We start from the raw sequence: 13,742 nt of genomic DNA, 5'->3' as shown, positions 1-13,742 counted from the left end.
TGACCGGAACGTCAACCACTATCGTACGCTCGCGACCAGATCCTGATCGACACCCTTCCCGCCGGGCTTTCCGTCTGCGCCAAGAGAGGTAATGCTTGCCACGCCATCTCCGCCGAGCGCGTAGGCCAACGGCCGCCCCCAGGGGTCATTGAGCGCCTTGGTCGACTTCAGATAGGGGCCCAGCCACCCTTCCGTGCCCGGATCGGCGACCAGCGCCTGTAACCCTTCGGCCTGCGTCGGATAGCGGCCAATATCGTCCTTGAAGAGGTCAAGCGATGTTGCTGTGGATTCCAGTTGCAGGTTGGCTGTCTTGACACGCGCCCGGGCCAGTTGCCCCAGCAGAGACGGGGTGAGCACGGCTGCGATGAGCGAGATGATGACGATAACGACCAGCATTTCGGTCAGGGTGTAGCCCGCTTCCGGATCTACGGTTTTGTAATCAGGTCGGCGCATTCCGGCATTTCCCCCAAACTCATACGATCGATAGACACTACAGCAAAGAGGCGGCGCGGATCACCCAAAAAACGCACACGGCGCTCCTCCAGCCTGACACCGGATACGGCGCGGATGCGCCAGACCTGGCCGTCCTTGGACCCTGAGGAATACAAGATGCCCGCCTTTGTTGGTCGTTCCTTCTCGGGATCTATCTGTCCGAGGCTGGAAAACAGACTTGCCACGCAGTCATTCCGGCGTCCTGACGCGATCAGGGCAAGAACTTCCTGACGGCTGAGCCGCGTCGCTTTCGAGAGCCCTTTTTCACTCACCTCGTCAGCCTTCTCCAAAGGCCATTTTGCATATTCGGCTTGTCCGACGAGCTTTACGCCGTATCGCCGCGCGCCGACGCTAACCTCTTTCGTATCCCGGAATTCAAAAGGCTCTTCGGACACGGCCAGGTCGGCCGCAAACTGCATGACGGCAGTGTTCAGCGCTTCCTCCCGCTGGAGCGCTTCGAATTTTCGGGCTTCGATTTTCTTATGGCTGTCAACGAGGATAAGGGTGCCGGCGCAGAGGATCGAGACGGCCGCGCACAATACAATTGCCGTCAAGGTAGCGTAGCCGCGTTCTTGTCTACTGTACGTTGACACCCGGTCCCCTGCTCAGCCAGCTTGCTTCCCCGAGGTTGTCTTTGAGGTCAGCGCCGAGATTGTTGAGAAGGCTGTCGAACCCGGCGCTGTCGCGAAGGATCTTGACCTGGATCAGAACGACCAGCTCGGTTCGGTCGCGATTCATCTGGCGCCCTTTGAACAAGGCGCCGATCAAGGGCACGTCCTTTATGAACGGAACGCCGCCGTCGCTGTCGCTATTGGACGAATTGATCAGCCCTCCCAATGCCACAACCGTACCTTCGGGAACCACGAGCTGGCTTTCCATAAGGCGTTGCTTGATCGTTGGCGAGTCGATACCGGACGTTTGGGTCCGCGCGACGGAACTCACTTCCTGGGTTATCATGAGCGAGACGCGATTATCGCCGCTGATGCGCGGCGTAACTTCGAGCTTCACCCCGGTGTCCCGATAATCGACCGTATTCACCAACGGCGCATTGCCCGTCGATGTGGATTGCGCGGTTTGCGTCACGATCGGCACCTGATCACCGACCTGCAATCTGGCGGTCGCATTTTCAATCGTTGTGATCTTGGGGGCCGAAACGATGCGAACATTCGATTTCGCACTCAGGGCACGGATGGCCGCTGTAATGTCCGTCCCGACATAGTTCACCGTGAACCCCGGCGCCATAGTCGGAAAACCCGTCGATGCAGTAGTGTATGAGCTCATGGTCAGATCACCGCCGTCAGCGATCTTTTTCCAGTCGACACCATAGTTGAAGTCGTTGGTGAGTGTGACTTCGAGAATCGACGCCTCGATGAAGACCTGCTGGGGCTCGCGGTCAAGCTGATTGATGACATCCATCAACTTGACGCGCATCGCTTCCGGCGCGTTGACAATGATCGTGTTCGTGTCTTTGTCGGCGACAACCCGCGTGGCTGAGTCCTGGGTAGACGCGGCCTGCGGCATCTGTGCGGGCTCAGCATTGCCGGCCGCGCCCGTCGTTGTGGACGTACCCGACGTCGTCGCTGCCGCAGACATCGTTTCCGTGCCGTTGCCCATAACGAGGTTCAGCGTACGGGCAAGGGATTCTGCCGACGTGCCGCGGGGGCGGTAAATCCACATCCGAAACGATGGGTCATTCGAGGGGACATCGAGACGCGACACCCACGGAGACAGCTCGTCCAGCGCTTGCGATGACTTTGAGAAGGCGAATATCCCATTGAGGCGAGACATCGGCGCTATGGTCACGCTGGACGTCCCCGACGCCTTCAGCACGCGCTCCAAATCCTGTGCCACCGTTGCGGCGCTGGCATTCGAAAGCCCATAGAAACGGATGCGGGAATTGCCCAGGCTGCTTTGATCGAACATGGCGATCGTGGACACGGCGTTTTCGAGTTCTTCGTTGCGACCACCCAACATGATCAGGCCTAGCTTGTCAGACGCCAGAAGCACGAGCTTGGCGCGCGTGACGGTCTCAAGAATCTTGGCTATTTCCTCAGCCGATCCATAGTTCACAGGCACGGCGCGGATCTGATATCCGATTGTCGACGTTGCCGAAGCTGATGTCTGGATCTGCCCGCCGATTTGAGCATTGTCGCGCGGTCGCAGAACGAGGGTTTCGCCCTCCCTGACCATAACCACGTCGTAATTGGCAACGGCGGTCTCGAGCGCCGCCAGCAGTTGCGCCTTTGTCAGCCTCCGATCGATCCTCAGGTTCATCTTGCCGGAGACACCGTCTTCGACGCGATAGGACAATCCAAGCGTTGATCCCAGGATTTCTTCAGCGACCTGGGGAATGTCGGCGTTCCGGAAAACGAAGGTATAGGTCTGCGCGGAAGATTGTTGGGCATGCACGGGCGCAGCGGATGATAATGCCGCCGCGAAGAGAAGAGCCGCCAGTGCGGCCGCGTGAAATTTTGGCATTTTCATTGACTCATTGTGCCGGGGCCTTGGGATCCGCCGCAGCGGGCGCATCCGTCAAGGCGACGTTGCGCGTGCCCACCGGCGTTTCAAAAACCGCACCGCTACCGCCGACATCGAGCAACTTAACATCCCCGTTCTGCGTCCCGGCGATCATCCAGGCGGCCGCAGCCCCATCGATCGATACCAGTGCGGCCTTGCGCTTTGAAGACACCGACACACCGAACAACTGGAAGGATTTTTCTTTGTACGCCGCCGCCCCTGAAGTCATGACGAAAATAGGTGCCTGCGCCATGCGTGCCGCATCGATCTTCGTTGCGCGCCCCGCATCGGCGATAAGGGCCTTGCCGAAGACGGGTTCGATGGCGTCGAGCCGATCGTTCATGCCGGACGTAGGGTCAATGAGAAGGCTAAAGGCGGTCACGACCGTGGCAATAGCCGCGCAGCCAACCAGAGCCTTCTTGAGCAGGTCAGCCTGAAGGTCCGAAGAAGTTACCGACAAAACACGCGCCCTTCGAGTTCAAGTTCCACTTCACTGACTTTGTTGCGAAGCGCCACCGTGTCGACGAACAGCCGTGGCCGGCTGCGATTCAGCACATCCAGCGCCGCGATGGCACCCTCATACGTTCCGCTACCTTTCAAGCTGAGTTGCCAGGTTTGCAGACCGCCGGAACTCGTGTTCGTGTCCACCAGGCGAAAGGCGCCAATTTGCAGGCCGGCATTCGCCAGAGCTAGACTCATACGGGACTCGACGGCATCGGCTTGCTCGCCCGAACAGACGCTGCCTGCGGGAAATGTCTTTAGATCGCCAGCACCGAGCGCGGCCTTGTTGATGCGCTCGGCCTTGGCTTCCAGCGCGGCGAGGCGAGCCTTGGCGTCAGGAGGCGTGGAAATGAACCACAGGCCAAGCAGCGGCACGGCCAGCAGTGCCGGAAGCACAAAAGCCAATAGCGGGGGCCTAGCCGCCGGCCGGGAGATTCGTCCATTCAGCCGGTCCAGCATCATGGCCTTGCTCCCTGGCTTTTGGCAGCCCAGATCCACACGCCACGGCGCGCAGGCTTTACCGACTTTTGCAGATCACCGTCCATCCCCCGCACCGGCGGCGCCTCCCCGCGCGATTCAACGGCCCAATAGCCCTTGCGCCAATAGAATGCCTCGATACGCGCATCTGTATTCATCGACATGCTGACACGATTAAGGTCGCTGATCACCTGATCGACTGTCTGCCCCTTGACGTCAATCGCCGCCAGAGCTCTCGCATCGGCCTTTGCATTCAGGAGCCCTTGCGATTGCCGGGTAAGCCGCTGGACGCGCACCTCGGCCTGCGCAATCCGCTCTTCCAGGCTTGCGCGCCGTTGCAGCGCCAGCATTGTCAGACCGACAAATGCCAGCACAAGGACGACCACGCATCCAATTTGTAGGGCCCGCTCTTTAAGGATCGCATCGCGCTTGGCGCGTGAAGGAAGGTCGATGCGCACGCGGCGCCCCTGAACCTCAATATCGATGCCGTCACCGATCGCGTCACCAGCCCGCACATATACGGCGACAAATTCACCTGACTCATTGAAAGCCCAGGGCTTCAAACGGCGCACCAGGATCGTAATATCGCCACCGGAAACAGGGGATGTGTGCTGGGCTTCCAGCCGGGCCGCCCGCGTCTGGTCCCAAGGCCAGGCCGGCGGCGTGGTCATGACACGGGTAAACGGCTTCGATGTCGGCCGATCGCTGATAGCTGACGCATTCATGGTGTACTCTCGCGCCCCTCCCCGCGGCACGTCCGTGAGATCATGTCGAACTGACAGTCCTCGCTCTGCTCTGTCTCAAGACGGACCAGACCTAAGGTTGTGCCTGATAGGTCCTGCAAGATCAAGGCCTCCAGGCGTTGTTCACGCCCTTCCAATATCACTTTTGGCGGCCAGGAAGTCAGAACCTCCCCTTCACTCACATACGCAAAGCGCTGTGTCGGCGACGAAAGGCGAAAGCGGCAACGCCCCGTCTTGCAGTCATAGACAATGTCCCTGGGGCTGCCGGTGAGATCTGTTGCAAAAAACGGCTGATGCGGCAACAGGTCCGCTTTAAGCCGGGCAAGCGTTTCATCCGCTGCACGCACAGTCTCTTGCGTTTTCACCAGCCGTTGGTTGTGACGCGTGACCAGGTTCGTCGCGGCAAGAATCCCGGCGAGTGCGAAGCTCACGATCGTCAGGGCAACAACCGTCTCCACCAGTGTAAAGCCGTCGTCCGCCCTCATCCTCATAACGGCGCCTCTTCGTCGCACCAGCGCGTGGCCTCGAGACGTCGAATGCGCACGCCGCCGCCCGCCTCGGCGCGCAGAACGCACAGTCGCGCGCCGTCGGTCTTTTGTTCGGAGACCATCACAGTATATGGCAGACCGCCGGACTTACCTGAGTAGAGGCCCGGCAAACGCGGGGTGGTTTCCACCAAGGTCTGCAGCAGCAGACGCGCCTTTCGGTCCGAAGTGACCCCATTTTCCGACCGCCGGGAGATCTGCAGCGTCGTCACGCAAATCGCAGCCATCAGGCTGACGATCACGACCGCGATCAGGGCATCGACCATAATCGTGCCCTCCTCAGTGTTTCGCATTCTTTTGCCAAGCTTTTGCATCGTGCCACGCGCCTCAGGCCATCTGTGTGGGCTACCCATCCGCTCTAACAGTTGGCTTTGCTATCTGCAATTGGACGGCTCTTGCGCTTATCCTTCAATCACGAAGTAATTCAACGACTCCGTGTCGTTCCAATTTGCGCAGATGCCAGTTCCGAGCCCCCGGATCGGCTTTCCCATACCCTTCGCCGACAACAGGGTCGCCAGCTTGGCTTGGCCGGTCGCAGTCTTGGCATCGAATGCCCAACGCGTCGGAAGGCTTGGCCCTGGCAGGACGGCGTTGCCGTACGTGTTCCCGAATGATTGAACAGGACGATACCGTCGGCATCACCGCAATTTCAGAAATATATCCCGTTGTGGCATCGGACGCCTGGACCGGACTGGCCAAGGACGACTGCCCCAGTCCTAGAACGCAAAGTGCGGTTAGCTTTTTCATATATTGCCTCGAGGTTCTAAGTTTAGCCCCGTCCAGACAAAGCCCCGGAAGGCGATATCGCAGCCATCGGCGTCCGCCGATTGTGTGAATATTTCCAGGATGAAATGGGCCTAAAGCTCACAGCCGCCCCACGCGAATCCTATCAAATGGTCTAACTACGCGCAATCAACGGCGCCGCGGCTGCGACCATCATAGAATTATAAAATAGCTTACAGATTCCGTGTCGCCCCAATCGGAACAAGCCGCCGTTCCGGTCAGCCAGAATGGCTTCCCCGCACTCTTTAGCGTTAACAAGGCTGCCAGTCTCGCCTGGCCAGCTGGCGTCGTTGAATTGAATGCCCAACGTTGCGGTATATTGGCGGCTTGACAGGATGGCGCGGCCGTCCGCGTGCCGGAATGCGTGAACAGGACGATGCCGCCCTGCGTGATGATGATTTCACCGACAGTGCCGACCCCCGAATCGGACGCCTGCACGGGGCTGGACAGCGAGGACAACAGCAATCCCGAAATGCAGAGCGCGATCAACTTTTTCATATATTCCCCCTTGAGGTTCTCAGTTCGGCGCCAAAGCCCGGAAGGCGATGTTGTGGCCTTCGGTGTCCGTCGATTGTGTGAATATTTCAGGATGAAATGAGCCCAAAGCTCACAGCCGCCCCCTTGCGAATCCTATCAGATGGACTGGTGCGCTGCAATCAGGCAGTGTAAGCCTAGAGGATAGCAGTCACACACATTTGCATGCCGGGGCTGAAATCATATCTGACGCGTCATAGCAAGGCCCTGGCGGTTGTCGGGTCCCTGGCCCTGCACGTCGCCGTGGTCGTTATGCTGGTCCTGCCGTCCTCCGGCGCGCTGTCGGAGCTCGATACCCGCATGGCAGGGGATGAAAACGTCGAAGGCATAGACGTGTCGCTGTTCAACACCGCTACCGAGGCGGCTGCGCCCGTGGACATGGCCGGCCAGTTCGCACCGATGCTCGACACCGTGGCCGACGACGGCTGGACGCCATCGGATACGCCGAAACCCGCGCCGCAATCGTTGGCGGACCTGTTCGGCGAAGCCAGCGAGGCGCAACAGCCGCAAGCCCAGACGGCAAGCCCAAGCGACATCCAGGCACTGGTCAGCGTCGATGGCCGCGAGAGCAAGACGATGAACGACCTGTGGAAGGCGATCGAGCCGTGCTGGCGCCGCGTCGCCGACAAGAACACGGTCAGCGTGACGCTCAGCGTCAGCTTTTCGCCGCTGGGCAATCTGTCCAAGCCGCCGCAGATCGTGCGCGAAGCCGGCGCCAGCCTGAACGATAAACGCCTGCGCTCCGAAAGCCTGGCCATCACCGCCCTGGCGCAGTGCGGGCCCTACCTGATGGCGTTTGGACAGAGCAATGTCAGCGTCAGGTTTCCCGGGCCGGGCGCGAAGAGCTGACGCGAGGGCCCAAGCCTAAGACGACCGCCTTTAACGGTGAACCGCGACGTAGCCGATCTGTTCGGCATTGCTTCCGGAGCGGCAGGTACCCTTGCCCGCAATATCTACAGGCAGGTCGGCGGCGAAGGCCGTATAAACGCCAGCGAGAACCGCCTGGCCGGCAGGCGTATTGGCATCAAGCTCATATACGACGCCGGACGCCGTGGCGCATGCCGGCATACCCGTGCGAACGACGCTGACATATATAATGACGATGCCGGTATCGTGGGGAATCACATGTGTAATCCTCACATTGGAAGAGCCGCTGGCCAGCGCGCTGGTCGAGAAAAGAGCCAACGATATAAAGGCCAAAGGCCGCAAACAAACGCTTCATGATCCCCTCCTGAAAAGCCGAGACTTGATTACTCAGTCCCCGAAACCCGCAACTTAGGCCTTGCGCCAGACGACTTAGTGCCCGGCGCGGTCTCGATGTAGCGGTCACTCCGTCACATTGAAGTCGAGTGACTCGGTGTCGTCCCAATCTGCACAATTACCGGTTCCAAAGACCACCACGTTTTTACCGGCGCCAAACGCCGTCAGCAGCAGCGCCAACCACGCCTGTCTCTGAGCTGTGGAACCATTGAACGCCCATGGTTTGGCTCAGGCTGCCCGCATGTAGGCACTGCGGATCTCGTGCCTGTGTGCTTGAAAAGGACTATCCCGTTTTGCAGAACGATCATATTATAGATTTTTCCGCTATTGGCGCTCGATGCCGCCCCCGACCCCGGCGGCCCAGAGTAAGCAGCGCTACCAGAGCAGCGCCAGACAGAATATTTTTTACAGACATACCCATGCTCCCCTCCTCAGCGTGAAACCGCGTTATTGGCGCGGCTGTAGGACACCATTTCTCTAATCGCCATGTACGGCAATTGCCCTCCGCGTCACATGGTGCGGAAACCGCAAACGACTATTCGGGCAAGACGGGCCATCATTGCAATTCCGATTACCTGAACTGCTAACAGGAAGCCGCATTTACACGATTGATAACCTTTCCCCGAAACCCCCGCCCCCCCTTAACGATATTCAAAGCGACGCACCAAAATCACGAGTTCATCCAGAATAACTGCGCAATCGGTATCGTGTCACCGAACTACACCGAAACTCAACTACCCAAAGACTCTTTCAGCGCGGAGGGTTGCCAAGTCGATCTCAGTGCCGTCGTCATATTTCACAAAGATGTTGTCACCATGCCGGAGGATAGTCTCGGAAAGGTCCGACAGCACCCTTCGATCGACAGTAAGCGACGCCTGTACACAGTCAAACTGAAAGACTTCTAGGTCCGTCATCAGCCAGAGGCATGGTCCGTATGTGGCAAACTTCTCAAAAAACCCAAGGTCGGATTTGAACGTGAACAGGCACTCTCCATCCTGATTGAGGAGCTTGAGAAAAGCGCCGCCCGCAACGATCAGAAATGCACCATTGGACATGCCAATCAGTTGGCGTTGATCGACTGAGGCAGAGACCTTGACGGCGGCGCCTTCAGACAACCAAGTCAACTCGGAAGCCTGGGCACCGTCGTCGAGAGAAACGGCTATCTCTCGGGCACACAAGAACGCTCCGGCTATCGGCGCCCCCGTCCATATCCTGTTCCAAGCAAACAATTGCCACCTGCTCCGCTATCTCACTTGCCGCCGAATATTTTCATGGTGATCAATTTATTACCTTCCCAAATCGACTCCATCTTCACCATGCCGCCCGGCGCGGCTATGAGGCTTTCGCGAATGTCCCGGCCTTCGGAACTCCGGACGATACTCGAGTCATCCGCTAGAGTCTTTCGAAGATTGTCGGCAACCATACTTCTTGATTCAGGGGTATCATAAATACCGACTTTTGACAGTTCCGCCTGCATGCCTTGCGATCGTGCAGCGTTCTTTCCACCGGATTTTCCGAACAGAAAGTCCAGCTTGTTGCCGAGTTCAGCACAATTGTGGACCACCAGATGGTTTTCTCCCACCATGAAGGTGTGCACGTCGGCAACGGTAAGATTATAGGTTTGTTCAGTCAGGCCAGACAGTTTAACGGACACCAAGCGGAAATCACGCCCAGTTGCCGTTTCGATAAAGTCGCCAGCCTTAAGGTTCTTGGTTTCAACCCACGTATGCTCGGCGGTAAACCACGGATGGTCGTCGGTTGCACGAATGGTTTCCGACTCGCCGGTAGGCGATTGCACGGTGAGGCTATAGGTTGGCTTTGGATCTGGGCGGATAAGATCCGTTACCGGCTTCGCAATGACCTGGCCGGAGTATTGGTCATAGGCTAGGACAAGGTCGCCAACCTGGATGTTTTCGATAGCGATCAGACCGGTCGGGGTCGCCACCGTGGTTCCGGCTGAGAAGCAAGCAAATCGGCAAGTTGCCCGGGCAAAAGAACCGACCCCCTTCCATGACCTGAAGGCCAGCTTACCGCCCTTGGCAACAAGCTTGACGCCAAGCTTCAACGCCTGGCCGCCAGCAAGGTCGACGACTCCCCACGCCGCGGCGACCAGCCACTCATTCTGCGTGCACCCTTTGCGGAAGCAGTTGATCAAGTCCCCCCCAGGCAACAGTGATATGCCGAAGTCCAGCCACGGCGTGCTGTGACGACTACGCTGACCGCGAACAATAATCTCTTCCGTGTCCGTGAACGGTTCACCACCCTGCCCGCTGCCTGATCCTTGGCCGGCCCCCAGCCCCTGGATCAGGCCCGTCGGATCGATACCGTTTACTGGATCGTTTCCGACATAAGCATACCAGTTCATGCCATCGGCATAGCCGATCGGATCAGTTTGCATAAAGCGGCCGAGGACCGGGCTGTAGAGACGCGCTTTGTAATAGTATAGCCCAATCTCGGCCAAAAGCACCTGTCCGGTATAGCCAAAACGGCTGGCGTAGGCGGCGTTGCTTGATTTCCGCAACCCATATTCGTCGTAGCCACTGATATTGAGGATCGAACCCGAACCGTTTGTCGTCGCGACGATGCTGCCCAAATGATCGGTGTGGAAGTATCGCTTGTCCCCGGTCCCGGTGCCTTCATACCAGATCAGAGGCTCGTCTTGGGCAGATCCGTGAACGTAACGGCGCAAAAGGACATTGCTGCCGCTGTACTCCGCGATCAGTTCATTGCCGGCATAGAGGAATTTTGTGGTTACGCCGTTCTTTGCGATACTGAACAGCCGGTTTTCCGCATCATACGTCAGGGTGGAGGTTACTCCCGACTGCACTGCGGATGTCAGCAGGTTATTGACATTATAGACAAATGTACCTGCGCCATCACCTGTCAGGTTACCCCGCGCATCATATGTCAAGGTCACGCCGCCAACCGTGCCGATTTGATTGAGTCCGTTGATTGCATAGTTCAGGGACTGGGCCGTCCCTACTGTGTATGAGAATTGGGAATTGCTGCTGGTCTTCGACTTGACCTGGTCGAGAGAGTTATAGGCATACCCTAGGCTCACCGCCGGAAAACTCAGCCCGATAAGCCTGGACGACTGGTCATAGCTGTACGTTGTCGTTTGTCCGTTGGCCCGATACATATGGTGCCGGCGGCCGGACGTGTCGTAGTCGAACCAGATAAGCGAAGTACCACCATTTTCCTTGATGCTGAGAAGCTGGTCACCTTCGTTGTAATCATAAGTCACAAAAAACGTGTCGGGATAGGTCAGCCGCATAAGCCGGCCGTAGCCGTCATAGAGATAGCCGACCGTTCCCAACGGACCGGCTTCCGACATTAATTGGCCATTCGATGTGTAGGTATAGGTGCTGGTCGTGCCGTTGTTCGTATGAGAGGTAACATTGCCAAAGTTATTGACGACATAGCTCTCGTTGATCGCACCTGACTTCGCGGTGATCCGGGCCATATTGTCATAGGTGAAAGCGATGTTGCTTCCGTCACGAAGCGTAACGCTTTGGACATTTCCCGCGCTGTAAGCAAACTGCTGGCAATCCGTACCTGAACTTACCGCACCGTTGCCCGCGGCAGGATAGCAGGTCTTAAGGAGACGATTGTGTCCATCGTAGGTATAGCTGGTACGATTGCCATTCGCATCAATCCGATGAGAAAGCTTTCCATTGGAAGCAAGGTAGGCCTGGATCTCCGATGCCGCTCCAGGCGTGCCAAATCCCTTGGTTACGGTTGTCACGGCGCCGGTGGCATCATAATAGTACTTGGTGATACGATCAGAGCCATCGCTTCCTGGGGTTCCCAAGGTGCAAGCGTCCGTCGTGGCCGTATTAATCGCGCCCGGGCTGAGACGATGCGCCTCGCAATTCAAACGCATTAGTGAATCGTACGATCGCTGGGAAACATGAGTCAGATTTCCAGCGGCATAGGACTTCGCAACCACCGGCAAGCCCGTCGCTGTGCTGAATTCATTCGTTTCGCTCTCCAAGACCGAAATGGCAGTTAAATCATTGTAAGTCGTCCCGGCTACAGTTCCTGTATCGATGCGGATTGTATGACCGTCTCCATCGAAATAACTGCGCTTGGCAGACCGTAATCGTGGGCCGGAGCCATCTGGATCAGCACCGATTTCGCCGATGCGGCGGTTCAATGCGTCATAAAAGTAGTAAACCGCATCCACCGTCCCTGGCTTTGGACCATCCTCCTCCGTTACATTGCCGCTATTGTCATAGGTGCGCGTCATTCCGAGCGCGAGCGACCCGTCGCCCCGGCTGGAGGTCTGTGAGACCGGCAAGACGTTAGCAGTGCCGTAGTTGATAAAGACCTTGAACTCGTCAGTAGTGCCCACGCAGGCAGCCAAAGTGGTGGTCATGCACGATGACGTTCCCGTCATGCGCCACACCTGAGGCTGCGCGACCAAGGCGCCACTACTGTTCTTCTTCTGCGGCGTGAATTGGCTGTAGCTATAACGAACCTGGGCCTGAACCCCATTTACGTCGGGTTTAGTCTCGGATATGACGCCGCCATGGTTGGGATCGTAGGCATAAGCGGTGGTGACGCCGTGGGCGTCCGTTACAGTCAGAGGTTTATTGCACGTCTTAGGGTTGGAGCAGTTCGACGAATAGGTCGCGGAAGTGACGATATTGGGAAGGCCTGACCCGGCCTTTGGAACCGTCGTGGCGCTCAGCAAATTGTTGCGCGCGTCGTAAGCGAAGCCGGTGTAGCCGCCATTGGCGTCTCCGTCCGGAGCTGTGACGCGGGAAATGTTCCCGTTGGCATCGTAGGCGTAGCTTGTTATGCGGTTGAGTTCGTCGCGGGTGGAAATAACGCGGTCAGAACTGTCAGCGACGAGCATGCGCGTGCCGCCTTGGGGATCGGTCACCGTAGTGGTTATCTGGCTGTTGGCACGGGCATAGCTATAGGTCCAGGTCGCCCCGCCAATGGAAACCGTATTGACTCGCCCGGCATCAACACCGGAAGCAAAATAGGTGTAAGTCGTCGTAACACCGGTTGGGGTTGTTACACTTTCGCCTGAGCTTGTGACGTTACCCAACTGGTCCGTAAACGTCAGCGGACTACCATTGTTGATTGTCATGGTATTCCAGCTCGGGTCGAGAGCGCAGCTATCGACATTGGCGGGATCACAGTAATGCACGGACGAGTTCAGAAGGCTGACCTTGACAGGGGTAACGTCATAAACGTTACCGGTCTTGGTTTGATAGCGAATCATCCATCCCAGGCTGCTGGACACAGATTTCGGGACGACCATTCTAACCATCGGCTGGTTTGGCTGGTAGGGTGGCGCCGAATAGACCTGATAAACGATGTCAATGATTTCTCCGTCAGGTTTCGTCAGCTTGGTCATCACCCCCCTGTTGGCGATAATGCCGTAGTAGGTGGCATACACTCCACCGACGTAGCTGATCGCCCGGTCAAAGAGCGCAACCTGACCGTCCTTGGAGGCGAAAGTGCAGGTGCCACCTGACGTAAAGGGGGATGCCGTGCACACCAGAGTCTCATTGCCGCCATTGAAAGGCGTGAAACCCGTGCCATTCCACGTGAATTTTTTACTGAAGTTCCCGATGCTTACAGTTAAATCACCACTACCCGTAGTGGTGAGCACCCCTGTGTAACCGTCCGTGAACTGGGTCGAAAAAGTCCCCGGCTGATGAATGATACCACTCTCATCTCCACCAATGGAGATGGCTGGGTAGCTATTTTTCCTGCGTCCGGAGATCAGGTCGACGCCGCGCTCATCGATCGAGGATGTGGTAGGCGGAGGCAATGCAGACTGCGCTAATGCCTCGGAAGACACCCAACACAGAATTGCTGTTAATGTTAGGATCAAGGCTGCAGGAAGCCTGCCCAAATTCAAAATTGTCAT

At 57.5% G+C, this 13,742-nt stretch carries 13 protein-coding genes; 1 reads left to right on the top strand and 12 read right to left on the bottom strand.

Annotated features, from left to right (window positions below):
- Nucleotides 1–18: 18 nt before the first annotated feature.
- The 9 genes from gspG to AC1DON_RS02295 all read right to left on the bottom strand — a co-directional run bounded on the left by gspG (nt 19) and on the right by AC1DON_RS02295 (nt 6,556).
- Nucleotides 19–453, bottom strand: coding sequence for a type II secretion system major pseudopilin GspG (gene gspG, locus AC1DON_RS02335; protein ID WP_476933112.1), 435 nt, complete (start codon nt 451–453; stop codon nt 19–21).
- Nucleotides 426–1,046 carry a hypothetical protein gene (locus AC1DON_RS02330; protein WP_476933111.1) on the bottom strand — a complete coding sequence of 207 codons (621 nt, stop codon included), beginning with the start codon at nt 1,044–1,046 and terminating at the stop codon, nt 426–428. The genes gspG and AC1DON_RS02330 overlap by 28 nt, the downstream gene beginning before the upstream one ends.
- Before the next feature lie 22 nt (nt 1,047–1,068).
- Nucleotides 1,069–2,970, bottom strand: coding sequence for a type II secretion system secretin GspD (gspD, locus tag AC1DON_RS02325; RefSeq protein ID WP_476933110.1), 1,902 nt, complete (start codon nt 2,968–2,970; stop codon nt 1,069–1,071).
- A gap of 10 nt (nt 2,971–2,980) precedes the next feature.
- The gene (locus AC1DON_RS02320; RefSeq protein WP_476933109.1) at nt 2,981–3,469 is read right to left on the bottom strand and encodes a hypothetical protein; all 489 of its coding nucleotides are present in this window, start codon (nt 3,467–3,469) and stop codon (nt 2,981–2,983) included.
- Nucleotides 3,460–3,972 (bottom strand): hypothetical protein, encoded by a 513-nt coding sequence (locus tag AC1DON_RS02315; RefSeq protein ID WP_476933108.1) that lies wholly within the window; start codon nt 3,970–3,972, stop codon nt 3,460–3,462. Before AC1DON_RS02315 ends, AC1DON_RS02320 begins: the two co-directional genes overlap by 10 nt.
- The gene (locus AC1DON_RS02310) at nt 3,969–4,712 is read right to left on the bottom strand and encodes a hypothetical protein (protein WP_476933107.1); all 744 of its coding nucleotides are present in this window, start codon (nt 4,710–4,712) and stop codon (nt 3,969–3,971) included. Before AC1DON_RS02310 ends, AC1DON_RS02315 begins: the two co-directional genes overlap by 4 nt.
- Nucleotides 4,709–5,215: a PulJ/GspJ family protein gene (locus tag AC1DON_RS02305; RefSeq protein WP_476933106.1), complete on the bottom strand. Its 507-nt coding sequence runs from the start codon at nt 5,213–5,215 to the stop codon at nt 4,709–4,711. The genes AC1DON_RS02310 and AC1DON_RS02305 overlap by 4 nt, the downstream gene beginning before the upstream one ends.
- A 2-nt stretch (nt 5,216–5,217) precedes the next feature.
- A complete protein-coding gene (locus tag AC1DON_RS02300; RefSeq protein ID WP_476933105.1) occupies nt 5,218–5,541 on the bottom strand; it encodes a hypothetical protein in 324 nt (107 codons plus the stop codon).
- 670 nt (nt 5,542–6,211) lie between these two features.
- Nucleotides 6,212–6,556: a hypothetical protein gene (locus AC1DON_RS02295; RefSeq protein ID WP_476933104.1), complete on the bottom strand. Its 345-nt coding sequence runs from the start codon at nt 6,554–6,556 to the stop codon at nt 6,212–6,214.
- A 201-nt stretch (nt 6,557–6,757) separates the two neighbouring features.
- Between AC1DON_RS02295 and AC1DON_RS02290 the strand changes: the two genes are divergently transcribed.
- Nucleotides 6,758–7,441 carry a hypothetical protein gene (locus AC1DON_RS02290; protein ID WP_476933103.1) on the top strand — a complete coding sequence of 228 codons (684 nt, stop codon included), beginning with the start codon at nt 6,758–6,760 and terminating at the stop codon, nt 7,439–7,441.
- Nucleotides 7,442–7,471: 30 nt separating this feature from the next.
- On the opposite strand, the gene AC1DON_RS02285 is transcribed toward AC1DON_RS02290, so the two are convergent.
- The 3 genes from AC1DON_RS02285 to AC1DON_RS02275 form a co-directional block, all read right to left on the bottom strand.
- A complete protein-coding gene (locus AC1DON_RS02285; RefSeq protein ID WP_476933102.1) occupies nt 7,472–7,717 on the bottom strand; it encodes a hypothetical protein in 246 nt (81 codons plus the stop codon).
- Nucleotides 7,718–8,586: 869 nt separating this feature from the next.
- Complete coding sequence (locus AC1DON_RS02280; RefSeq protein ID WP_476933101.1) at nt 8,587–9,030, bottom strand: hypothetical protein; 444 nt, start codon at nt 9,028–9,030, stop codon at nt 8,587–8,589.
- 71 nt (nt 9,031–9,101) lie between these two features.
- Entirely contained in the window at nt 9,102–13,742 is a 4,641-nt protein-coding gene (locus tag AC1DON_RS02275) for an RHS repeat-associated core domain-containing protein (RefSeq protein ID WP_476933100.1), read from the bottom strand.

This window comes from Asticcacaulis sp. P4_H10 (genome assembly GCF_056400965.1).
This window is presented reverse-complemented; position numbering and strand designations above follow the sequence as displayed.

Bases quoted from the DNA above. Each gene is read 5' to 3' on its own strand.
- gspG (WP_476933112.1), bottom strand. From the start codon at position 453: ATGCGCCGACCTGATTACAAAACCGTAGATCCGGAAGCGGGCTACACC.
- gspD (WP_476933110.1), bottom strand. From the start codon at position 2,970: ATGCCAAAATTTCACGCGGCCGCACTGGCGGCTCTTCTCTTCGCGGCG.
- AC1DON_RS02315 (WP_476933108.1), bottom strand. From the start codon at position 3,972: ATGATGCTGGACCGGCTGAATGGACGAATCTCCCGGCCGGCGGCTAGG.
- AC1DON_RS02310 (WP_476933107.1), bottom strand. From the start codon at position 4,712: ATGAATGCGTCAGCTATCAGCGATCGGCCGACATCGAAGCCGTTTACC.
- AC1DON_RS02305 (WP_476933106.1), bottom strand. From the start codon at position 5,215: ATGAGGGCGGACGACGGCTTTACACTGGTGGAGACGGTTGTTGCCCTG.
- AC1DON_RS02300 (WP_476933105.1), bottom strand. From the start codon at position 5,541: ATGGTCGATGCCCTGATCGCGGTCGTGATCGTCAGCCTGATGGCTGCG.
- AC1DON_RS02295 (WP_476933104.1), bottom strand. From the start codon at position 6,556: ATGAAAAAGTTGATCGCGCTCTGCATTTCGGGATTGCTGTTGTCCTCG.
- AC1DON_RS02290 (WP_476933103.1), top strand. From the start codon at position 6,758: ATGCCGGGGCTGAAATCATATCTGACGCGTCATAGCAAGGCCCTGGCG.
- AC1DON_RS02275 (WP_476933100.1), bottom strand. From the start codon at position 13,742: ATGACAATTTTGAATTTGGGCAGGCTTCCTGCAGCCTTGATCCTAACA.